Genomic DNA, 21381 nt, shown 5'->3' on the forward strand with positions numbered 1-21381 from the left:
CTGTCCGGGCCGGCGACGGCGGACTACTTCGCGGCGCGCAACGGCATCACCGCGCCGCCGGTCGCCACGACGCTGCCCGCCTCGGGGCCCACCTCGATCGAGCGCACCGACTACCGGCAGGACGGCCACCCGCCGGTCACGCTCTACACCGTGCACGGCGGCGGGCACACGATTCCGGGACCGGCCAGGGCGCCGGGCATGCTGGGCAAGACCAATCAGGACATCAGTACGGCCGCGGTGGTCCAGTCCTTCTTCGGCATCTGAGCGTTCCGGCCGTCAGGATCGCAGGCGGCCGGCCTGGCGGAACTCCCGGGGTGGCATGCCGACGACGCGCCGGAAGGCCGTGCTGAACGCGCTTTCCGACTGGTATCCGACGGCCGCTGCCACGGCGGCGAGGGAGTCCCCGGTGCGCAGGGCGGCCCGCGCCAGCTGCATCCGCCACTCGATGAGGTAGTCGAGCGGGGGCCGTCCCACCCTGCTCCTGAACGTGGCCGCGAAGGTCGACCTCGACATCATCGCGATGCGGGCGAGCTCCTCGAGCGTCCAGCGACGGTGCGGCTCGGCGTGCACGGCCCGCAGCGCCGCCCCGATCCCGTCCTCGGCGACCGATGCGAGCCAGCCCAGGGGGTCATGGGCCGAGGCGGCATGCGACCTGAGCATCTGGACGAGCAGGATGTGGGCCAGGTGTTCGAGGACGAGGGATCGGCCCACGTGGTGCGTCTCCATCTCGTGCACGAGGATGGTCGCGACGTTCCAGAGCACCTTCTCGCCGGTGTCGCCCGCCCGGACCAGCACGACCGGGGGGAGCACCGAGAAGAGCGCCGACGCGTCGGCATCCTGGAAGGCGAAGTCGACGGTGCACGTGTAGGTCACGGCGCCGTTCGCCGGCCCGTCCGGGCCGGGTGCCCGGGCCGCCTCGACCGAGCTCCCGAGGCCGTAGGGCGGGGGATTGCCGAGCAGATAGAAGTCGCCGGTGCTCAGCAGCAGGGGGTCCCGCCCGTCGATGCACAGCCAGCACTCGCCCTCCACGACCACGCCGAGCTTGATGTGCGGGAACGGGGAGAACCGGACTCCCCACGGCGCGGTCGCGCGGAGCGGGACAGGAGCGACGGTCCGGGGCCGCGCCAGCGCCAGCACGTCACGGATCGGGTCCTGGGCGTCCAAGGCGATCCCGGCGTCGGACGATCGGTAAAGACTGCTGGACTCCACGTTATGGAGTATACGAACGGCGGCGGTGACGATGGAGAGACGGCGGCGACAGCTGCCGGGAACCATTCACGAGGAGTCAGAAGAAGATGCGCTACCGGTTTCTCGGACGGTCAGGGCTGCGAGTGTCGGAACTGTCGCTCGGGACAGGCAACTTCGGCACGGGGTGGGGGCACGGAGCGGAGGCGCCCGAGGCCCGGGCGATGTACGACGCCTATCGGGAGGCGGGCGGGAACTTCATCGACACCGCTTCCAACTATCAGGCGGGCGACGCCGAGAAGTACCTCAAGGACATCATCGCCCCGGACCGCGAGGACATCGTTCTCTCGACCAAATACACGATGGGGTCCACGGCGGCCAGCGGGCTGCAAGTGACCGGGAACAGCCGCAAGGCGATGATCCAGTCCCTCGAGCGGAGCCTGCGCCGACTGGGCACCGACCGGGTCGACGTGTTCTGGGCCCACGTGGCCGACGAGTCCACCCCCGTCGAGGAGATCCTGCGCGCCTTCGACGACCTGACCCGCGCCGGCAAGATCCTGTACGCCGGCCTGTGTAACTTCCCCGCCTGGCGGGTGGCGACCGGAGTCACCGTCGCGCGGCAGCAGGGCTGGGCCCCTCCCGTGGCGATCCAGTCCGAGTACAGCCTCGTCGAGCGCAGCGCCGACCGGGAGCTGCGGCCGATGGCGGAGGCCTTCGGCCTGGGCGTCCTCGGGTTCACCCCGCTCGGCGGCGGTCTGCTCACGGGCAAGTACCGGCGGGGCGGGACGGGCCGCGCCCAGAGCTCGATCAGCCGGTTCCTGCACAACGAGGACGACCCCGCCAAGGCCGCGATCCTGGACGCCGTCGAGAGCGTCGCCGGCGACCTCGGCACGACCCCGGACCGGGTCGCCGTCCGGTGGTCGATGACGAAGGGCGTCATCCCCATCATCGGGCCGCGGAACGTGGCTCAGCTCGAGTCGAACCTCGCGGCCGCCGAGCTCGACATTCCGGCGCGTCAGCTCGCGTGGCTGGACGAGGTGAGCGCGCCGCAGCTGGGCTACCCGCACGGCCTGTGGACGGCGTTCGAGCGGGCGGAGAGGAACCGGGTGACCCAGCCGTAGCGGCGCCGTCAGGCCACGCGCCAGACGCGCCACAGGGCGCCGGGGTCGACGGTCGGGTCGCCGTGCACCAGGAAGAAGTCGGCCGGGCCGCCCTCGCGCAGCACCCCGGCGTCCGGCTCGCCGAGCAGCTCGCCGCCGCGCCAGGTCACGCAGCCCAGCGCCTCCCACGGCGGCAGGCCCGCCTCGACCAGCGTCTCGACCTCCCAGGGCAGGTGGTTGGCGCGCACCGAGCCGCCCCCGGCGTCCGTACCGCCGACGATGTGCACCCCCGCCGCGTGCGCGAGCCGGGCGCTTTCCTTGGCCCGCTCCAGGCGGTCCCGGATGCGCGTGCGGTTCGCCTCGCCCGTGAAACGCTCCAGCGTGGTGGTCGTGCCGAAGCTCAACCACGACTTGAGTACGGCCATCGTGGTCACCAGCCCCGTCCCCTGCGCGGCCATCGTGGCGGCGATCTCCGCGTCCAGCTCGAACCCGTGCTCGATGCAGTCCACCCCGCCCGCCGCGGCCGCCGCGGTGTTGGCCAGCCCCGTGGCATGCGCCGTCACCGTGGCACCCCGCCCGTGCACCGCGTCCACCACCCGCCGCACCTCGGCCGGCGACCACGGCGCGGTGTCCTTGTCCGGCCCGTCCAGATAGAGCTTCACCAGATCGGTGCCGTCGTCCAGCTGCCCGAGCGCCGCGGCGAGCAGCGCATCAGCGTCGCCGGCCTCGACCGCCAGCCCCGGCGGCAGTGTCTTGCCCGCCGTCAGCCAGGTCCCCGCCGCCCGGATGACCGGCCGGTCCCGCCGCCCCCGCCACCGCTCCCGCACCACCAGGCTCAGCGCCCGCTCCCGCTCCCCGTCGAAGCGCCGCACCGCCCCGACATCCCGGATCCACCGCACCCCGGCCCGATGCAGCAGCTCCCCGTTGTGCTCGGCCGCCTCCAGCAACCACTCGGTGGGCCGCTCCCCGTCGGCGATCCAGTGCGACCCGCCCGGCAGCGTCACATGGTGGTGCCCATCCACCAGCCCGGGCACGATCGTCGTCCCGCCCGCCTCGACGACCCGGCAGCCCGGCGGCAGCTCGCCCTCCTCCCCGAACGGCCGGATCCGCGTGACCCGGTCGCCCTCGACCAGCACACTGACCGGCACCTGCAACCGCTCCGAACGACCGTCGGCGAGGGCAGCCTCGCGATACAGCGTTGCGCTCATCGCCCGAACCTACGCCCCCATCAAGCCCCGGCCCCAGAACCGCTTCGCCGCCACCACGCTCCGAAGAGGACGACGATCTCCGACGCGGTCCCGGCGGCGATCAACCTCCCACATGACCTGCGATGCCGCCGCTTGCGATTCGCGGTGCCGGTTCGGGGAGTCGCGCTTCACGCCGGCGCCCGGTCGGACCGGATCTGTCAGGCCCTCAGGCCGCCCTCGTTTCCGGCGGTGGGGCCGGCATCGCCGGAGGGCGGCTCGGCGACGACGTGGGTCAGCGGCTTGCCGGCCAGGAGGGCGGCCAGGTTGGTGGCGATGCGGTCGGCGGCGCCGATCGGGCGGCCGCCGGCGGCGTGCGGGGTGATGAGCACGTTCGGCTCGTCCCAGAGCGGGGAGTCCGGCGGCAGCGGCTCGGTGGCGACGACGTCGAGGGCCGCGCCGGCCAGGCGGCGCTCGCGCAGGGCGGCCAGCAGGGCGGACTCGTCGACGGTCGAGCCGCGGCCCACGTTGATCAGCCAGGCGTGGGGCGGGAGGAGCGCGAGGACCCGGGCGTCCAGGGCGTGCCGGGTGTCCGGGGTGGCGGGCAGGATCATGATCAGGACGTCGGCGCGGGGCAGGACCCGGACCAGGTCGGCGGCGGTCACCACCGGGTGGCCGTGGCGCTCGCCGGCGGCGCGGGCGACGCCGGTCACGCGGGCGCCGAGGGCGGTCAGGTGCGGGGCGAGGGTGGCCGCGATGCCGCCGAAGCCCCAGATCACCACTTCGGCGCCGCGCAGCGTACGGAAGCTGTCCGGCTCGTGGACCGGCTGCAGGCCGCCCCATTCGCCCGCCCACCGGTGGCCGATCTGGGCCCGGGTCAGCTGGGGCAGGCGCCGGGCGGCGGCCAGGACCAGGGCCAGGGTGTGCTCGGCGACCGTCACGTCGTGCAGGCCGGTGCCGCCGGTGATCACGACCTTGGGGGCGAAGCCGGCCGCCAGCACGGCGTCCGGCCCCGCGGCCAGCGTCTGCACCCAGCGCAGCCGCGGCAGCCGGCGCGCGGCGTCGGCGAGCTGGTCGGCCGGGTTGCCCCACACGACCAGGGCTTCGGCGTCGGTGTGCCCGGCGGGCACGGGACGGGCGACCGCGTACGTGACCGCCTCGACCCCGGCGGGCAGGCCGGGGCCGAGGTCGAGGTCGATGCTGTCGGGCAGGAGCAGCTTCATGCCCCGCACCCTAGTCAGGTCAGCGCCCGGGCGGTCCCGACGGGGGAGCGGACGGCGCCGACGCCGGGCCCGCGCTGACCTGGATCGAGACGAAGCCGCCCTTGATGGTCGTGCCGGAGGGAACCGTGCCGGCGGCCTGACCGGCGGGGCAGTCCGAGGGCACGGGGGTGCCGGCGGTCGTGGCGCTGAAGCCGGCGTCCTCGAGGCGGCTGGTCGCCTCGTCGACGCTCACGCACTTGACGCCCGGGATGGACACCTGCTCGCCCTTGGCGATCTCGTCGTCGCCCGGGGTCTTGAACTGGGTGCGCTTCTTGCCCTTCATGATGTCGTGCAGGGTGTCGATCACCACCGGGTTCACCACGTCGTGATCCATCCGGTACGGGTGGTTCGGATAGTCCGGGTTGACCAGGTAGCCGGCCACCGCCATCTGCGCGGTGCTCAGCACCAGCGACGCGGTCTTGTCCCCGTCGGTGGTGCCGGTCTTGCCGAAGATCGGGTAGCCGACCCCGCCCCGGGCCCCGCTCGCCGTGGTGTGCCCGCCGCACGAGCCCAGCTGCGCCTGGTCGCCCACCGGGCACCGCGCGGCGTCGATGGCGGCGCGGGCCACGTCCGCGGAGGTCGCCCGCTTGCACTGCGGCTTGCCGGCGGCGACCTTCTTGCCGTCCAGGCTGGTGATCGACTGCACCGGGATCGGGCTGCAGTACATGCCGTCGGCGGCCAGCGTCGCGTACGCGTTGGCGATGTCCAGCGGCGTCGAGGCGGACACGCCCAGCGTGAAGGCGCCCCACTCCTTGGCGTACTTGGTGGCCCGCTCCTGATCGTCGGGGGCGCGGAACTTGACGCCGAAGCGCTGCGCGACGTTGACGACCTTGTCCGCGCCGACCTGCTCCTCCAGCGGCACGAAGTACGTGTTGACCGAGCTGCCGAAGCCCGTCCACATGTTGTACGGGCCCTTCTCCGACTTGCCCGCGTTGACCGGGCAGTAGTGCCCGCCGCACTCGGCCGGGGCGCCGCTGTCGAGGTAGGTGGGCGACTTGTAGCGGTACTCCGTGTTGATCGGGTACGCCAGCGGGTAGCCCTTCTCCAGCGCCGCGACCATGGTGAACATCTTGAACACCGAGCCGGCCTGGTAGCCGACGATGTCCCCGCCGCCGGTGATCAGCGGGTTGGTGGTGTTCGGGAAGCTGCCGCGCGCGCCGGCGGCCTTCTTCGCCGGGTCGGGGGAGGGCTTGTTGGTGCCGTCGTCGAGCTTGTACTTGCGGTTGGTGGCCAGCGCCTTCACCTTGCCGGTACGCGGCTCGACCGCGGCCACCACGAGCGCGTCCGCCCGCGAGGTGCTCAGCTTGCCCGCGATGTTGGCGCGCGCGGCGGCCGTGGCCTTGACGTCCATCGACGAGACGATCGTGTAGCCGCCGCCCTTGAGGGCCTGCTGCCGGTCGTACGTGGTCTTGCCGAACGCCTTCTGCTCGTTCCACCAGCGGACGAAGAAGTCGCAGAAGAAGCCCCACGAGTTGGTCCGCACGGCGGTGCAGCCGTTGCCGGCCTGCTTGACCTTCGTGCTGACCTTGACCTTGACCGCCTCGGCCTGCTGGGCGTCGGTGATCATGTCGAGCTCGCGCATGTTCTTGACGACCCAGTCGCGGCGGTCCTTCAGCAGCTTGGCGCCCTTGGCGGTCGTGGGGTCGTAGTAGGAGGTGCCCCGCACGATGCCGGCGAGCTGGGCGGCCTCGGCGACGGTGAGCTGCTTGGGCTGCTTGCCGAAGTAGATCTGGCTGGCCGCGTACACGCCGTACGCGCCGTTGCCGAAGGGGGCGGTGTTGAGATAGCCGACGAGGATGTCCTGCTTGCTCATCCGCTTCTCGAGCTCCATGGCGTACTTGATCTCGTTGATCTTGCGCTTGTTGGTCTTCGCCGTGGCGTCCACGACCCCCTGCCACGTCGTCGACGAGTAGGTCAGCGTCATGCGCACGTACTGCATCGTCAGCGTCGAGGCGCCCTGCTGGTCGTTGCCGCCGCTGTTGCTCACGGCGGCCCGCACGACGCCCTTGAGGTCCACCCCGTGGTGCTTGTAGAAGTTGTGGTCCTCGGCGGCGACGATCGCGTCGAGCATCACCTTCGGCACGTCCTTGGCCGAGACCTCCCGGCGGAACTCGTCGTAGAACTTGGTGATCTCGGTCTTGCCGTCCGCGGCGAGCAGCCGGCTGTACTGCGGGGCGCTCGCGGCCTTGAGCTCGCTGGGCAGCTCCTCGAACGACTCGTTGCCGGCCTTGGCGGCCAGCCCGGACAGCGCCGCGGCCGGGAAGGCGGCCGCGGCCAGGATGACGCCGCTGAGCAGGCCGCAGAGCACCAGCAGCGAGGCGCTGACGAGAAATTTGCGGGAGGGGAGACGCATGGGGTCCTCGGGAATCGGATAGGGGGTTCGCGGCGGACGATAACGCCCCCGCGCAACCCTCTCGATCGCCGCCGGCGCGGCGTGCTGCCGCCCGGACGCGCGACACCCCGCCCGGCGCCGGCCGGACGGGGTGTCGGAAGGTGCGTGCCGCCTACTTGATGCCGGCCGCCGGGCAGTACTTGGCGAAGCCGCCCGCGCAGACCTCCTCCTTCTTGGCGAAGCCGTCCGCGATGACCTTGTTGATGTCCTTCTTGAAGATGCGGATCGGGTCCAGCAGCACCGAGGCCACGTAGGCGCCCGACTCGACGTCCTTGGTCTGGTCGTCGGCCTTGACCTGGTCGCCCTTGAAGATGCCGATCGCGAGCTTGGCGGCCGCGTCGGCCTCCTTCTTGATCGGCTTGTAGACCGTCATGCACTGGTCGCCCGCGAGGATGTTCTGCAGGCCCTCCACCGAGGCGTCCTGGCCGGTCACCGGGACCTTGCCGTTGCGCCCGCGCGAGCGCAGGACGTCGATGACCGCGCCGGCCATGCCGTCGTTGGCCGAGAGCACGCCGTTGATGTTGTCGTCCGGGTACTGGTTGTACATCTCGGTGAAGATCGCCTTGGCCAGCTCCGGCTTCCAGGCGTCCACGGACTGGTCCGGACCCTTGAGGTACGTGCCGTCGTCGAACTTCTTCGACAGGACGGCGTCGTAACCCTCCTTGAACTGGGTCGCGTTGTTGTCGGTGGGCGAGCCGTTGATGTACGCCACCCGGGGGCTCTTGATGCCCTTGGCGGTCAGGCAGCGGATCAGGCCCTCGCCCTGCATCTGGCCGACCAGCCTGTTGTTGAAGCTGACGTAGTAGTCGGCGTTGCCGTTGAGCGTCAGCCGGTCGTAGTCGATGACCTTGACGCCGGCCTCGTGGGCGCGGTCGATCGCGTACTTGCCGCTCTCGGGGTCGAGGCTGGCGATGATGAGCACGGTGGCGCCGTCGTTGATCATCTTGTCGGCCAGGCTCTTGAACTCGTCGGCGCTGCCGTTCGCGTTCTTGATCGTCACGGGGACGTCCTGGGCCTTGAACGCGGCCTCGAGCAGGCGCGGGTCGTCGCTGCCCCAGCGCTGGCTGGACTCCGTGTCGGGCAGGATGACGCCGACCATGCCGGTGCCGTCACCGCCACGCTGCTTCACGGCGGCTGTGCCGCCGGCGTCGTCGTCATCGCTACATGCCGCGACGGTGCTCATGATGAGCAGTCCGGCAGCGGCGAGGCTCACCAGTTTGCGGCGCACGTGATCTCCTCGAGGGGGGCTGAAGCGCGGGCAAGGCTACCAGTGCCGGGTTGCGAAAGATCCGGGGGATCGTCGTCGTGACGGAAGTGTTGCGATTCGCCCGGCAAGATCAACAACATTCGTTGTCTATGCTCAGCGGTCATGGCGGACGAGGTGCTGCTCGGCGAGATCACCTGCCCGTCCGGCGCGCTCGTGCTCCTCGACGGCGGGTACCTCGGGCTGTGGTCCGGCGACCGGGCGGGCGGCACGGCGGTGGACTTCGAGGTGCACGGCCCCGACGCGGTCCCGGCGGTCCGCACCTTCGACCGCGGGCCCGGTCTCGCGCTGTACGACGTCCCGGCGCACTGGGCCACCGGCTTCGCCGCCATGTTCCGCCGGCACTGCGCCGAGCGGGGGCTGGACGCCGCCCTGACCGCGCACCCGCGCCAGATCCCGCACCGCGACCGTGTGCGCCGGGCCATCGAGGCCGGCGACCCGGAGTTCCCGCTGATGGGCGTGCCGGTCGTCCCCGTCGGCGGGGTGCCGCCCGATCGGCCGCTGCGGGTCAGCGCCACCCCCGCCGAGTACGGGTGGCACGACATCGTCATCACTCTGAGTGACCATACGCCGGTCGCCCGCCGTCCGCACGGGGGCGTCGGCGTGGACAACTCCCGGATCGCCCTCGCCGACGCGGACGCCCTCGGCGCCTGGGTCCACGACGACCCCCTCGACGGCCGCGCCGACCTCGTGGTCCGCGGCCCGGACGGCGGGGAGGCCGCCCCGGACGCCGCACCCCTGTCGCGCGAGGGCGGCCAGGGCTGGCTCGACCTGCCCTTCGACCAGGCGGTCAGCCGCGCGCTGGACCTTGAGGACTACGCGCGGCACCATCCGGACCGCCGCTTCGCCGTCGACCTGCGGCCGCACTCGCACCAGTGGGAACTCATGGCCCGGGTCCGCGCCTCCCCGGTCGAGGCGGCCACCCTCGACGTCGGCGGCGCGACCATGCTCGTGGCCATGACCACGGCCGACGACGGCATCCTGCCGGTCGAGCTCGCCACCGACGCGGCCGGCGCCCCGGCCGAGATCCGCATCCAGGTCCGCCCCGCCGAGCACCCCGCGTGACCGGCATCCCCGGCGAGAAAGGCAGTCCCGGCATCCGTCCCGTGCACCCCGGCGACATCGCGCCCCGCCTGAGCGCCCCGGTCCTGCTCGTCTCGGATCTCGACGGCACCTTGCTGCGCCCGGACGGCACACTCAGCGCCGGCACGATCGAGACGCTCAACGAGTACATCGCCGCCGGCGGCTGGTTCACGTACGCGACCGCGCGCTCCTACCACTCCGCCGGCGTCCTGCCGCTGATCTTCACGGTGCGCGCCGGGCGGGACCGGGTCTGCTGGGTGCCGACGCGCATGACGCCGGGAGTCGAGTCCTTCGTGGCGGCGCGCCGCGGGGATCCCCGTCTGCTGCCGGTGCGGCAGTGGACCGATGTCGACCCCGGCCAGGTCTTCTACGTGAGTCTCATCGGTCCGCGGGACAGCCTGGAGCAGGTGCTCGCCGAGCTGCCGGTGGCCGGGGCGCGGTGCCATCACGTGCTCAGCGAGGACGCGTACACCCCGGGGGAGTGGTGGCTGGAGCTGACCGCCCTGGACGCGACCAAGGCCACGGCAGTCGGAGCGCTGGCCGCCGGGTGCGGTGCCCGGTCGCTGGTGTGTTTCGGGGACAACCGTAACGACCTGCCGATGTTCGCTCTCGCGGAGGTGGCGCTGGCCGTGGCGAACGCCGTGCCGGACGTGCGGGCGGCGGCCACCGCCGTGATCGGCTCGAACGCCGAGGACGGGGTGGCCGCCTGGGTGAAGCGGTTCCGGACCGGGTGAGGCGGCGGGCCGAGCGATCGGCGGCGGACCGGGTGAGGCGGGGCAGCGGCTGTCAGGCGTGGGCGACCCGGGCGACACCGCGGGCCGGCACGGCGGCGCGGGCCACGACGGGCCGGACGGCCGCGGCGCGGGCCACGACGGGCCGGACGGCCGCGGCGCGGGCCACGGTGGGCCGGACGGCGGCGGGACGCGCCACGGCGGGCCGGGAGGCGGCGCGGGCGGTGCGCTCGGCGGCGCGGGCGGTGCGCTGGGCGCCGGCCAGGACCGTGCAGACGATGAGGGCGCTGGTCAGGCCCACCATGGCCGAGGCCCACACGGCGGGCTGGCCGGTGAACAGGCCGTAGGTCATCCAGGAGCCGCAGGCCGCGGCGGCCAGGCGCCAGCGCAGCGGCGACAGCCCGCTCATGTCCTGGGTGCGGTCGCGCAGCAGCGACAGCGGCTGCGGAACGGCCGAGATCAGCGAGGCGACGGCGAGGACCGAGCCGAGGACGGCGGCGGCCTGCGTGCCGGTGACGCTGGTCAGGGCGGCGACGCCCGCGCTGATCAGGGTGGTGGCGACGATGCCGGCCGCGCCGGCGGCGCTGCGGATCATGGTGCGGGCCGTGCGCCCCTCGCGGTTCTTGATCAGTACGGCCGTGAGCACGCCCAGGCTCGCCGAGCCGGTGACGACGTTGGTCACGACCTGCACCGTCTCGCCGATCAGCAGCCCGTACGTGACCCATGCCGCGGGCATCGCCACGCCCATCCAGCAGGCCGCCACCGACAGGCCCGTGGTGCGGCCCCGGACGCAGGAGCGCCAGACCTGGGGCCAGGGGAGAGCGATGGACAGGGCGGCGCCGAACCAGCCGAGCAGAGCGATGGGGTGCATGATCCGTTTCCGGTCGAGGGTCGTGGAGGCGGCCGGCGATTTCTCGCGGCCACCTGACCCTTCGCCCGGGCAGGGACGCACCTGACAAGATCAACTGGTGAGAGGAAACACGGAGGGTTACCACCGTTCGGCAACCAAGTCCGCGTGGGATCGGCCGAAACGGGAGTCAGCGGGCACGCTGGGTAATGACACCCGGGTTGCACCCGACGAGAACCGCGGGACTAACCGGCGGCAGCCCCGGCGGCCCGGACCAGGGCGACGGTCTGCTCGATCGTGGCCGCCCGGTCCGCGGCGAACGCGTCGTCGATCACCACCGCCGGGTCGGCCGGGTAGACCAGCGCGGAGATGTGCAGGTGCCCGCCGGGCACGTCGGTGGCACCGAGCTCGCGCCGCAGCCGGTTCGAGCGGTACATGCTCTCGTTCGACAGGTAGTTCCCGCCGCCGCCGGACTGCGCCTGCGCCCCCGGGGAAGGACCGTCGTCGGTGCAGGTCACCGGGCCGGCCGGGCGGGTGCCGGCGGCCCACTCGCAGACCCGCGGGTTGAGCGCCACCGGCCACGGTCCCGTGCCGGCGCCGATCATCGCCTGGTACGGCAGCGTGGTCTCGATGAACTCCGGAGTCGGCGTGGGCTGCGGCCAGCGCGGCGCGGGCGGGATCACCTCCGGCTCGCCCTCGTTGTTGTTGTCGGCGTTGCCGCCGCGCCACGCGCCCGCCCATTGCTCGATGTTCATGACGCCACGGTTGCCCTGGCTGACGGTCATGATCAGGTCGGCGCGCTCGCGGGCGCCGCGGACCAGGTGCGGGCCGAACGCGTCCTCCACGATGCCGGCGTCGAAGCCGCTCCACGTGACCGGCAGCACGACCGACTGCACGCGCACGGTCCGGGCGCCGTCACGGTAGGTCAGCCCGTCGAGCTGCAGCGCCGACGCGCCGGACGGGTTCGAGCGCCGGATCTCCCCGTTCAGCTGGTACGGGTCGAAGCCGCTGACCAGCACCCGCCGCACCCCGGGGCCGAACGTGGTCGAGGTGATGCCGCGGGCGGCGTACTCGTAGGCCTTGATGAGGGCGGCCCGCTCGCCGGCACCGACCGCGAAGCGTGGCGCCCACTGGCGGATGTCGCGCGTGCCGAGCAGCCGCGTCCAGTAGAGCGGCCGGTCGTCGTAGCGGTCGATCGTCCCGATCGCGATCCTGCCCTGCGCCCGCGCGACCGCGGTGCGCCACAGCAGCGCGCCCTGCGCGGCGAGCACCCGCCCGGCGGCGGCGACCGACGGCGCCCGGCACAGAGACGTGCGCAACACCTCCGGGTACGCGCCCAGCCCGCCCGCCTCGACCAGCTCGTAGGGCACACCGGGCTCGATGCGCCCCTCCTCGTACGTGACGGGGGCCGCCCGGTCGAAGCACGCCGCCGGACTCGCCACGGCCGCACCTGGCATTGTCACCACGCCCGCCGTGAGCGCCGTGACGAGACTGATCGCGAACCCACGCACGCGGCACCCACCTCCGCCGACACCATCGACGCCAGTGACTATATCCCGGGCCGGTACCGCGTGCGCGAGCCGAACGTGCGGTCGGCCAGCTCCACGTACGCCAGCTGCGGCACGTGCGGCGCCAGCCGTCCGAAGATCTCCCGCGCCACCAGCTCGAACGTCGGCCGGAACGCGAACAGCGCCGGCCACGGCTGCCCGCTCAGCAGCCGCACCCACTCGTCCAGCCGCGCGGCGAGGGCGTCGGTGTCGACGAACCAGCCCCGCTCGGTGAGCTGCCCCTCCCCGAACCCCACGCCCGCGCGCAGCACGACCTCGATCTCGCTCACCGACGGCAGGCCGGCCGCCGCCCGCACGGGCGAGGACAGCCCCTGCCGCGCGCGGAACACCCGCTCGACCTCGACCTCGTACTCGCGATGCACCGATCCTCCCGGGAACCCGGCGCGTCCGGCGGCCCTGGCGCCCGGGCTACCAATTGATCTTCGCGGCGTCCGTCACTATGCCCTGCCCGTGGCCGGGGCAATGGCATTGCTGACCGATGAAGTCGTTGAGACGCGAGATCGGTGCCACGGGATTCGGGATCACGGGGCCGCCGAGATTCAGATAGGTGTTGTAGACACCGAACGTGGGGTCGACGGCGTTCCATTGGATGCCCATCATCAGGCCGGCGAAGACTTCCGCCACGTATTCGACAATGCTCGCCGCGTCGGTGCCGGCGTACTGGCTGACGTGGGCGAGCCCCTGCGCCTGGGTGCCGGGCAGGAGCATGTCCCGCACTCGGGCCTCCTCGGTGGTCAGGGGATGCGCGGCCTTGAGGGCCACCGCGGCGTCGAGGAAGTAGTCGTTGGGCCGCAGCAGCTGGTGAAAGACGTGGCCGAATTCGTGGAGCACCTGGGCCAGCCCGCACTTGGCTTCCTCGCTGTGCTGGGTACGCCGGTAATAGTCGTAGAAGCGATCGGAGAGGTTGCGCCCACCACTGCCGGAGATTCCTCCTGCCGTGGGCGGCGGTGGCAAGAATTGCGTCGTCACGTGTTGACAGATGCGCCTCCCCAGCATCAGCACCACGGTGGGCAGCGCGGCGCCCGCTTCGAGGCACACCACCCCCCGCGACAGGCCGGCCGTGTAGCAGACCACCTGGAATCTGTGGACATCGGCATTCACGAACATGAGGCCGGCCTGTTGCAGCCGGGTGATCGCTTCCTCCAGTCGTGCCTTCTTGGCGGCGAAATGCACGGCGCTCTCGCCGGCGGGCCGATAGATGGTGTAGTTGACACCCTGGTGGGTCACGGGAAACGACTGCGTGGTGAGCGCGTTCGTGAAGGGAAGCCAGTGGCCCTGCGCAGCCGCGGCGAAGTTCGCCTGCTGAGCCGCCGTGAACTGGTATGGCATGGTTGTTCTCTCCTTGCTGTCCGCAGGAAAGTGTGTGTCGCTCCCTCGCGCGTCGGCGGCCGGCATTCCGGGAAGGCCGCATGCCTTCCCGGAACGAGTCGCGCCGGCCGTGCGGTGCGCAACGGAAAGCTGATCCGGCTATTCGCCGGCCTCGACTGCCGAGCCGGGGCTGCTCGCGGTCTGTGGCAAGGGGACCGGCAGGTCGTAGGCGGCCAGTGCCCGCTCCACCTCGGTGCTGGTCTCGTCGTAGATGCGCTCGTAGGGCTGCGCCTTGTCCGGGGACACGAACTGCAGGTAGTAGCCGAGGATCTGCGGTCCGGGGATGCGGATGTAGAAGTGGTCGCCCTGCTGCCCGTGGAAGGTGGCGTCGGTCAGGCTGGAGCTGGCCGCCGAATAGTTGCACGAGAAGCCCAGGAATCCGCCGCCCGCCGTGGTGGAGTTCGCCAGCACCTGGCGCGTGGCCCTGCTCCGGGAGGCATCCTGCTTGATCTTGATGGTGATGTCCTTGGCGATCACCATGCCCACCGGGTAGGCCGGCAGGATGCAGCTGTTGCCGGTGCTGTCCCGCAGGAGCTTGGCCACCTCGTCCGTGGGCTGCTCGCGGCCGGCGGCGGCGAGGACCTGATCCTTGGTCAGCTGAACGTCCGGCGCGGCCCGCAGATCGGCCAGCCGGTAGAAGGCATGGGACATCTTGAAGAGCTGCGCGTTGAACCAGCCGCCCCGATCGAAGGTGACCTTGGCGACGCGGAAGCCGATCTCGATGTCCTGGTCGAAGAAGGCGCTCTCCGCATCCGTGGCGGCCTGCGACCGGCTGTGCTGCCCGCCCGCGGACCACCACCAGCCGTTGACGTTCCAGCCGAACGACGTCGCCGACGACTGATCGACGAGCTTCGAGCTTTCCTCGAGCTCCGTGCTCTTGATGATGACGTCCATGAACATGCCGTCCGCCTCGGTCACCTGCCCCGTGCGCGGGATGACGGGCAGCTCCGCGGCTGCTTCGGACACGTCCAACCGGGCACCGTCGCCCTCTATCGTGCCGACGTCATGGCTGAACAGCAGCTCCCACGGTCCGCCGTCCGCGCCGGTGACCGCCACCGTCACACTGGTCCGCGCCACCCGCACCCCGACCAGAGCGGCGTCCAGCGCGTCCTGCACCGACGCGACGGTCGCATCGTGATTGATCCCGGCCGTCGTCCTGTCGCGCACGGTGAGGGTGAAAGTGCCGTCCGTGGGCGAGCCGGGCAGGGTGACCGTCCACTTCTTGGCGTCCTCGTCGTCCTGCGTCACCGACACGATGCCCTTGGGGTTCAGCTTCTCCCGGTAGACGCCGGCCAGCAGCTGGCCCAGGTCGGCGATGTCGGCGTGCAGTTCCTCGATGCGCTGCCCCAGATTGAGCCGCTGGAAGCGCACGTCGTGCGACTGCGCGCGCGCCAGCTGGGACTTGAGGTAGGTCCACTCCTCGGCCTTCTCCAGGACGTCCTTCTGCGACCGGTAGGTGGTGTAGATCTCGTTGACCACGGTGCTCAGATCGCCGAGGAGCCGATCGGGGTCCACGCCCTCCAGCACGTCGGAGAGGCCCAGGCCGTTCACGGCCATGGCCAGGGCCTGCCGGTCGGTCTCCTGCGCGGGGTCGATGATCTGTTCGATCTGGTGCTGCGTTCCCGGTTTTCCGGGATCGGCGACGGACTGCGTGCCCTTGTTCTCCCGTTCGACCAGCTTCAGCAGGTTGCCGTCGGGCGACAGCGTGGTCAGATAGATCTTGGCCGCGGTCACCAGGGCCTGACCGTAGGCCGAGACCAGGTCGCCCTCGGCCTCGCCGAGTGCCGCCTTCCCCGCTTCGATCCGGGCCTCCAGCTGCTTGATCTCCTCCTTGCTGCTCGACAGCAGTTCGAGCACGCGCAGCTCGGACTCCGCCCGCGACAAGGCCCGTCGTTTCGCGCGCAACTGATCGCGGATCGTCTCGTGTGCCATGGTGAGGTCGACCGGTGAGAGGTTGGGGGTGAGGCCCTCGAACCAATTGCTCGGCTGGAACTGCACCGGATAGACGAGCATGGACTCGTCGAGCGACAGCCGGCCGGAGTGGCGCATGCGCTGCTTGGCGATCTCCAGCTCCTCGGCGATCGAGGAGACGTTCAGATAGCCCAGGATCGTCAGCACCTCGTGCAGGTGGCCCTTGACGACGGCATCGTTGAAGAGGCTGTTCAGCCCCTCTTCGCGCACCAGGCCCACGGTGCTGAGCCACTTGGCGTAGTCGTCGAGGCTCACCCCCATGTCCGCTTCCTCGCTGACCGCGCGGATCTCGTCGAAGGTGCGGCGCTTGTCGTCGTCCCAGTCCATCTTGGCCTGCAGATACTGGTCGAGCAGCGCGCGGCACCAGTCGATGCGTGACTTGCCGTCGCCGTTCGCGTCCGGCGCCCGCTGGCGGAGAAATCGGCTCAGTCCCGCGCGGTCCCGGAAATAGGCGGCGAAAGGCTTGAGACTCGGCACATAATTGTTGATCAGTGTCGTGTAGACCGCCGAAAGCCTTTCGCCGGTGCCGCCCTGGGTGACGGGAAAGACATCGAACAGCTGATCGGACAGCCGGAACTCGGCCTCGGCGACGGTGTAGGGCCGGGTCAGCACGCTGGTGCGGTCGGCAGTGTCGTACCGGAACTGGCGATGGTTGAGGGGCTGGGCGGGAAACTGCAGGGAGAACAGCTGGTTGCCCGCCCCCAGCAGATCATTCACCTTCTGGTAGATGAGGCCGACGATCGCTTGTCTGGCCCTGGTCGGCTCGGCCATGCTCTCCTCCGTGTTCTTGATAGGCTCGGGACGGACGCGCAACGCCGGGGCAAATGGCACCGATCTGTTCCGCCGGGGAGGGCGGGCCGGGCTTCGCGGCGTGTGCGGTGCCGGCCCGGAGCGAATGGCGGTCCCGGTGATTCTTGTGGCCCGACGAGCCGAGCGTAACGGTGGCCACAGATCATAAAAAGGGTGCCGCCGCGGCGCTGGAATCCGGTCGAGTTCTTTGTCGCGATAAATGCGTGCGAGACGCGTTGCCGGACCATCCGCAGTCGGATTTCGGCGGCGCCGGGATCCGACAGTTCTTCAGCGCGGGCCGGCGATCATCCTGCGGCGGCGCGGAATGGGGGCGACAGGAAGGCCCGGTTGCACCACGATGGCCGGATGACTCTCGCGCACGATGTGACCGGGGACGGGCCACCCGTCCTGCTGCTGCACTCCACGGCCGCCGATCGCCGGATGTGGGATGCGCAGGTGCCCGCGCTGGCGGCCGCCGGGCGCCGGGTGATCCGGTGCGACCTGCGGGGGTACGGGGAGACGCCCGCGCCGGTGGAGCCGTGGAGCGACGCCGCCGACGTGCTCGGCCTGCTCGACGAGCTCGGAGTGGACACCGTGGCGGTCGTCGGGTCCTCGGGCGGGGGAAAGGTCGCGCTGGAGGTGGCGGCGCGGTGGCCGCGGCGGGTCGGGCAGCTCGTGCTGCTGTGCACGGCGACGGCCGGCTTCGAGCCCGGCCCGGAGCTCAGGGCCTTCGGGGCGGAGGAGGACGTGCTGCTCGAGGCGGGGGACGTGGCCGCCGCCACGGAGCTCAACGTGCGGACGTGGCTCGGGCCGGAGGCGACCGAGGCGGTGCGCGACAAGCTGCGCGAGATGCAGCGGCACGCGTTCGAGGTGCAGCTGGCGGGGCCCGAGGTGGCGCCCGTACGCGTGCCGGTGGATCTTGCCGCGATCACCGCGCCCGCGCTGCTGGTGTCGGGGGCCTACGATCTGCCCGACTTCCGGCGCATCGCCGTGGACCTGGCGGCGCGGCTGCCCGCGGGGCGGCATCTGGAGCTGGACTGGGCCGGGCACCTGCCCGCCATGGAACGCCCCGGCGAGGTGTCCGAGCTGCTCATCGACCTGCTGTAGCGGCTGCGCCCGGGCGGAGACCGCCGCCGGGCAGCGCGGCTCAGTCGAGCAGGCCGCTGTAGTCGGCGACGGTCAGCGGGGTGTCCGACAGGGAGCCGTCGGCGCGGGGAACGACCAGCGGCTGGGCCTCCGCCGTGAAGGACACCGTGCCCACCTCGGTCTGGCTGGTCAGCGTGCACACGATCTGGCCGAAGGCGAGCACCTCGTCGCTGCGCGGCGGCTGGCCGCCCGCGAGCATGATCGTGGCCCGCCGGTCGATCAGCGTCATGCCGGTGACCGTCATCGTGGTCAGGGCGCTGGTCAGGCCGTCGGCGCTCTCCTCGGCGGTCGGCCCGGCGAGCAGCGCGTCGAGCTGCTGGCGCGGGGCCAGCGGCGCCGGGACCCGCCGCGGCACCCGCACCAGCCGGCCGTCGCGCACGAAGTAGAGCCGCAGCGCCACCGACCCGGCCCCGTTGGGCACCGGGTTGCCGGAGGCGTCGATGCGCCCCGGCGTCTCGATCGGGCGCGGCTCGGCGTCCAGGGGCACCCCGCAGCCGCCGGCCGCGAGCGCCAGGGCCAGGGTTCCGAGACAGCGGCGCCTCACGGCGTACATCCTGGCAGGTCGACGCGGAAACGCGCGCCGCCGCCCGGCCGGTCCGTCACCGTGGCCGTGCCGCCGTGGGCGGCCGCGTGCTGGGCGACGAGCGCGAGACCCAGCCCGGTGCCCGCGGTGTCGGCCCGCGCCCCGGCCGAGCGGCCGCGCACGAACCGGTCGAAGATGACCGGCTTGTCCTCGGGGCTCACGCCGGGACCCTCGTCGTCGACCTCGATGCTGCCGGACCCGTCGGCGAGGCGCAGCCGCACGGCCACCGCGCCCCCGCCGTACGCCCGCGCGTTGTCCAGCAGGTTGCCGAGCAGCTGCCCGACGAGCCGGCGGTCGACGCACCACGGCGGGCCGGGTTCCGCGTCGACGATCGCCGGGTCCACGCCCCGCTCGCGGCACACCTGTCCCGCCAGCTCCGGCAGGTCCACCGGCACCCGCTCGGCCGGCCGGTCGCCGCGGGAGAGCTCCAGCAGGTCGTTGACGAGCTGCTGGAAGCGGGCCACCTCGGCGCTGACCAGGCCCGCGGCGGTGGCTGTCCGGTCGTCGAGCCGGTCGCGGCGGCGCTCGAGCACGCTGACCGCGGCGGCCAGCGTCTGCAACGGCGAGCGCAGTTCGTGGCTGACGTCGGCGGCGAAGCGGCGGTCGCGGTCCAGGCGGGCGGACACCTCGTCGACCATGTGGTTGAACGACGTGGTGAGCCGGCTCAGGTCGGGCTCGGCGGCCGGGTCCAGCCGGTACTTCCAGGCGCCCCCGGCGATCTCCTCGGCGGCGTCGGCGACGCGGCGCAGGGGTCGCAGGACGTAGCGGCTCGCGTACCAGCCCAGCAGCGCCCCGAGCGCGGCCGTGCTCACCGCCACCAGGGTCAGCACCACGGTGAGCACGCCCAGCGTGTGCTCGAGCTCCTGCAACGAGTCGACCTCGTAGAACACCACCGACTCGGCCAGCGGCACGGCCACCACCAGCGTCGCCGTGCCGTCCGCGCGGACCCGCTGCACCGAGGGCACGCCCTCGGCGGCGCGGCGCTGCAACTCCTGCGGTACGGCCACCGCGGCGCCCGTGTCGGCCTGGCGCGCGTACCACTCGTTGCCGCGCTGCAGCAGGGCGCGCCTGTTCTCGCCGGTGTCGAGCGTGCGCAGCACCGCCACCACGTCGGGGTTGCGGGACGTGCCGAGCCCGGCGCGCACCACCGAGGCGTCGTAGTACGCGGCCCGGACCGCCGTGCGCTCCCGCTCGTCGAGCAGCGACTGCCGCACCACCTGGAACGAGACCAGCGCCATCGTCGCGCTCAGGGCCAGCGCGCCGGCGGCGAACCCGGCGACGACCCGGACGCGCAGGCCCGCCCGCCTCATCGTTGCAGCTTGTAGCCCAGGCCGCGGACGGTCACCAGCCGTCGCGGGGCGCCGGCGCCGTCCTCGATCTTCTGCCGCAGCCGGCCCACGTGCACGTCGACCAGGCGCTCGTCGCCGCCGTCGTAGCCCCACACCCGCTGCAGCAGCTGCTGGCGTGACAGCACCCGGCCGGGATGCTCGGCCAGCTCGCACAGCAGCTGGAACTCCGTGCGCGTGACGGCCACCGGCTCCCCGCGCAGCCGCACCTCGCCGGCCTCGGGGGAGATCTCCAGGTCACCGAAGGCCAGGACCGGCACCTCGGCGGCCAGGGCCACCCGGGCGCGCCGGCGCAGCGCCCGCAGCCGGGCCGTCAGCTCCTTGACCGCCACGGGCTTGACGAGATAGTCGTCGGCGCCGGCCTCCAGCGCCGCCACGATGTCGTGGGTGTCGTCGCGGGCGCTGATCACCACGATGGGGACGTCGTCGGAGCGGCGCAGCTGCCGGATGCACTCGAAGCCGTCGATGCCCGGCAGCATGAGGTCGACCAGCACGGTGTCGGCGGGGCTGCGCCGCTGCGCCGCGAGGCCCTCCTCGGCGGTCGGGGCCCCCGTGGCCGCATAGCCCTCGTCCTCCAGCGCGAGCACCAGGGACAGACGGATCCGGTCGTCGTCCTCGATCACCAGTACGGCTGACATGAGCCCAGTGTCGCCGCGCCGCGCCGCTGCCGCCTAATTCCGGCGCGCGAACCGGACACTTGTCACGGAACCGTCACACGGCTCCTCGGCGGCACGTCCGGGACTTGTCACGGAACCGTCATATGGATGCGAGATCTCTGCCACACCGCCGGGCGAATCTGGCTGTCGTGCGAGCGGAACATCCGGTGCGGGAGACGACCGTCGTGGTCACCGAGGCGTTCGACGGCCCGGCCGTCGACCGCTGGCGGGCCCGGCTGGACGCCGCCGCGGCGCTGCGCCCGGCGCGGCTCGTGGTGGACCTGCGCCGCAGCCCGCGCATCGACGCCGCCGGCATCGGGGTGCTGCTCAGCGTGCACCGGCAGATGCTGCGCGCGGACGGCCGGCTGCTGCTGCGCGCCCCGGTGGACCGGGTCCGCCGGGTGCTGGGCCTGGCCCGCGTCGACCATGTCCTCGAGGTGGAGGAGACCCGATGACCCCGGCCCTGGTCGAGCTGGAGGAACACCCCGAGGCCGCCGTGGTGCGCGTGCGCGCGTCCCTCGACGCGGCGGTCACGGGCGAGCTGCGCGCGGTGCTGACCCGCGCGGCCGAGCGGCATCCCCGGCTGGTGGTGGACCTCGCCGGGGTGCCCACCGTGGACACCACGGCCCTCGGCGTGCTGGTGCGCGCCCACCGCGCCGCCCGCCGTCACGAGGGCGTCGTCTGTCTCGCCGGCGCGTCGCGCTTCGTCATCACCGTGCTGCACACGATGCACGTCGACGGGCTCTTCCCGCTCTTCGACGACTGCGCCGAGGCCCTCGACTGGCTGCGCACGTCGGCGGTCGCCACGGCCTGAGCCGCGCGCGCCGGGCCGGGAGATGCGGGCGGGTGTCCGAACCGGACACCCGCGCGCACGGCCGGGGCGGCGCTTGGCGGAGCACCGCCCGC

Annotated in this window: 19 protein-coding genes and 1 pseudogene; 7 read left to right on the top strand and 13 right to left on the bottom strand. The window is 72.3% G+C overall.

Annotation, left to right across the window (positions count from 1 at the left end):
* Positions 1-264, top strand: a pseudogene (locus RBH18_RS16430) (hypothetical protein); the annotation flags it as partial.
* A gap of 12 nt (positions 265-276) precedes the next feature.
* On the opposite strand, the gene RBH18_RS16435 reads toward RBH18_RS16430, so the two are convergent.
* Complete coding sequence (locus RBH18_RS16435) at positions 277-1209, bottom strand: AraC family transcriptional regulator (RefSeq protein ID WP_306208598.1); 933 nt, start codon at positions 1207-1209, stop codon at positions 277-279.
* Positions 1210-1331: 122 nt separating this feature from the next.
* Between RBH18_RS16435 and RBH18_RS16440 the strand changes: the two genes are divergently transcribed.
* Positions 1332-2306, top strand: a complete 975-nt coding sequence (locus RBH18_RS16440) for an aldo/keto reductase (RefSeq protein WP_306208600.1) — start codon at positions 1332-1334, stop codon at positions 2304-2306.
* Between the two features lie 8 nt (positions 2307-2314).
* Here RBH18_RS16440 and RBH18_RS16445 read toward each other — a convergent pair whose 3' ends face one another.
* The 4 genes from RBH18_RS16445 to RBH18_RS16460 all read right to left on the bottom strand — a co-directional run bounded on the left by RBH18_RS16445 (position 2315) and on the right by RBH18_RS16460 (position 8351).
* A complete protein-coding gene (locus tag RBH18_RS16445; RefSeq protein WP_306208602.1) occupies positions 2315-3493 on the bottom strand; it encodes an amidohydrolase family protein in 1179 nt (392 codons plus the stop codon).
* A gap of 197 nt (positions 3494-3690) precedes the next feature.
* Positions 3691-4692: a phosphoglycerate dehydrogenase gene (locus RBH18_RS16450; RefSeq protein ID WP_306208604.1), complete on the bottom strand. Its 1002-nt coding sequence runs from the start codon at positions 4690-4692 to the stop codon at positions 3691-3693.
* Positions 4693-4711: 19 nt separating this feature from the next.
* Entirely contained in the window at positions 4712-7084 is a 2373-nt protein-coding gene (locus tag RBH18_RS16455; RefSeq protein ID WP_306208605.1) for a transglycosylase domain-containing protein, read from the bottom strand.
* Positions 7085-7235: 151 nt separating this feature from the next.
* On the bottom strand, positions 7236-8351 hold the full coding sequence (locus RBH18_RS16460) for a sugar ABC transporter substrate-binding protein (protein WP_306208607.1): 1116 nt from the start codon (positions 8349-8351) through the stop codon (positions 7236-7238).
* Positions 8352-8492: 141 nt separating this feature from the next.
* Here RBH18_RS16460 and RBH18_RS16465 point away from each other — a divergent pair, with 141 nt between their 5' ends.
* Positions 8493-9452, top strand: a complete 960-nt coding sequence (locus tag RBH18_RS16465) for a hypothetical protein (RefSeq protein WP_306208608.1) — start codon at positions 8493-8495, stop codon at positions 9450-9452.
* Positions 9449-10204 carry an HAD family hydrolase gene (locus RBH18_RS16470; RefSeq protein WP_306208610.1) on the top strand — a complete coding sequence of 252 codons (756 nt, stop codon included), beginning with the start codon at positions 9449-9451 and terminating at the stop codon, positions 10202-10204. The genes RBH18_RS16465 and RBH18_RS16470 overlap by 4 nt, the downstream gene beginning before the upstream one ends.
* A gap of 52 nt (positions 10205-10256) precedes the next feature.
* On the opposite strand, the gene RBH18_RS16475 is transcribed toward RBH18_RS16470, so the two are convergent.
* The 5 genes from RBH18_RS16475 to RBH18_RS16495 form a co-directional block, all read right to left on the bottom strand.
* Positions 10257-11072 carry a SemiSWEET transporter gene (locus tag RBH18_RS16475; RefSeq protein WP_306208612.1) on the bottom strand — a complete coding sequence of 272 codons (816 nt, stop codon included), beginning with the start codon at positions 11070-11072 and terminating at the stop codon, positions 10257-10259.
* Positions 11073-11293: 221 nt separating this feature from the next.
* A complete protein-coding gene (locus RBH18_RS16480; RefSeq protein ID WP_306208614.1) occupies positions 11294-12559 on the bottom strand; it encodes a hypothetical protein in 1266 nt (421 codons plus the stop codon).
* Between the two features lie 38 nt (positions 12560-12597).
* Entirely contained in the window at positions 12598-12978 is a 381-nt protein-coding gene (locus RBH18_RS16485) for a hypothetical protein (RefSeq protein ID WP_306208617.1), read from the bottom strand.
* A 46-nt stretch (positions 12979-13024) separates the two neighbouring features.
* Positions 13025-13945, bottom strand: a complete 921-nt coding sequence (locus RBH18_RS16490) for a hypothetical protein (RefSeq protein WP_306208619.1) — start codon at positions 13943-13945, stop codon at positions 13025-13027.
* Between the two features lie 138 nt (positions 13946-14083).
* Entirely contained in the window at positions 14084-16726 is a 2643-nt protein-coding gene (locus RBH18_RS16495) for a hypothetical protein (RefSeq protein WP_306208621.1), read from the bottom strand.
* Positions 16727-17110: 384 nt separating this feature from the next.
* Here RBH18_RS16495 and RBH18_RS16500 point away from each other — a divergent pair, with 384 nt between their 5' ends.
* Positions 17111-17851: an alpha/beta fold hydrolase gene (locus RBH18_RS16500; RefSeq protein WP_306208623.1), complete on the top strand. Its 741-nt coding sequence runs from the start codon at positions 17111-17113 to the stop codon at positions 17849-17851.
* Between the two features lie 40 nt (positions 17852-17891).
* Here RBH18_RS16500 and RBH18_RS16505 read toward each other — a convergent pair whose 3' ends face one another.
* From RBH18_RS16505 to RBH18_RS16515, 3 genes are read right to left on the bottom strand one after another with little or no spacing between them, the layout of a single operon-like run.
* Positions 17892-18443, bottom strand: coding sequence for a GerMN domain-containing protein (locus RBH18_RS16505; protein ID WP_372338923.1), 552 nt, complete (start codon positions 18441-18443; stop codon positions 17892-17894).
* Positions 18431-19783: a sensor histidine kinase gene (locus RBH18_RS16510; RefSeq protein WP_306208627.1), complete on the bottom strand. Its 1353-nt coding sequence runs from the start codon at positions 19781-19783 to the stop codon at positions 18431-18433. The genes RBH18_RS16505 and RBH18_RS16510 overlap by 13 nt, the downstream gene beginning before the upstream one ends.
* Positions 19780-20457 (bottom strand): response regulator transcription factor, encoded by a 678-nt coding sequence (locus RBH18_RS16515; RefSeq protein WP_305783593.1) that lies wholly within the window; start codon positions 20455-20457, stop codon positions 19780-19782. Before RBH18_RS16515 ends, RBH18_RS16510 begins: the two co-directional genes overlap by 4 nt.
* A 167-nt stretch (positions 20458-20624) precedes the next feature.
* Here RBH18_RS16515 and RBH18_RS16520 point away from each other — a divergent pair, with 167 nt between their 5' ends.
* Both RBH18_RS16520 and RBH18_RS16525 read left to right on the top strand, forming a co-directional pair.
* Positions 20625-20930, top strand: coding sequence for an STAS domain-containing protein (locus RBH18_RS16520; protein ID WP_306208631.1), 306 nt, complete (start codon positions 20625-20627; stop codon positions 20928-20930).
* The gene (locus RBH18_RS16525; RefSeq protein ID WP_306208633.1) at positions 20927-21289 is read left to right on the top strand and encodes an STAS domain-containing protein; all 363 of its coding nucleotides are present in this window, start codon (positions 20927-20929) and stop codon (positions 21287-21289) included. Before RBH18_RS16520 ends, RBH18_RS16525 begins: the two co-directional genes overlap by 4 nt.
* Positions 21290-21381: the final 92 nt, after the last annotated feature.

Origin of the sequence: Actinoplanes oryzae (assembly GCF_030757795.1) — a bacterium.
Taxonomy (GTDB): Bacteria; Actinomycetota; Actinomycetes; order Mycobacteriales; family Micromonosporaceae; genus Actinoplanes.

Excerpts from the sequence above, each read along its gene's own strand:
- RBH18_RS16445 (WP_306208602.1), bottom strand. The coding sequence starts at position 3,493 with ATGAGCGCAACGCTGTATCGCGAGGCTGCCCTCGCCGACGGTCGTTCG.
- RBH18_RS16450 (WP_306208604.1), bottom strand. The coding sequence starts at position 4,692 with ATGAAGCTGCTCCTGCCCGACAGCATCGACCTCGACCTCGGCCCCGGC.
- RBH18_RS16455 (WP_306208605.1), bottom strand. The coding sequence starts at position 7,084 with ATGCGTCTCCCCTCCCGCAAATTTCTCGTCAGCGCCTCGCTGCTGGTG.
- RBH18_RS16465 (WP_306208608.1), top strand. The coding sequence starts at position 8,493 with ATGGCGGACGAGGTGCTGCTCGGCGAGATCACCTGCCCGTCCGGCGCG.
- RBH18_RS16475 (WP_306208612.1), bottom strand. The coding sequence starts at position 11,072 with ATGCACCCCATCGCTCTGCTCGGCTGGTTCGGCGCCGCCCTGTCCATC.
- RBH18_RS16490 (WP_306208619.1), bottom strand. The coding sequence starts at position 13,945 with ATGCCATACCAGTTCACGGCGGCTCAGCAGGCGAACTTCGCCGCGGCT.
- RBH18_RS16495 (WP_306208621.1), bottom strand. The coding sequence starts at position 16,726 with ATGGCCGAGCCGACCAGGGCCAGACAAGCGATCGTCGGCCTCATCTAC.
- RBH18_RS16500 (WP_306208623.1), top strand. The coding sequence starts at position 17,111 with ATGACTCTCGCGCACGATGTGACCGGGGACGGGCCACCCGTCCTGCTG.
- RBH18_RS16505 (WP_372338923.1), bottom strand. The coding sequence starts at position 18,443 with ATGTACGCCGTGAGGCGCCGCTGTCTCGGAACCCTGGCCCTGGCGCTC.
- RBH18_RS16510 (WP_306208627.1), bottom strand. The coding sequence starts at position 19,783 with ATGAGGCGGGCGGGCCTGCGCGTCCGGGTCGTCGCCGGGTTCGCCGCC.
- RBH18_RS16515 (WP_305783593.1), bottom strand. The coding sequence starts at position 20,457 with ATGTCAGCCGTACTGGTGATCGAGGACGACGACCGGATCCGTCTGTCC.
- RBH18_RS16525 (WP_306208633.1), top strand. The coding sequence starts at position 20,927 with ATGACCCCGGCCCTGGTCGAGCTGGAGGAACACCCCGAGGCCGCCGTG.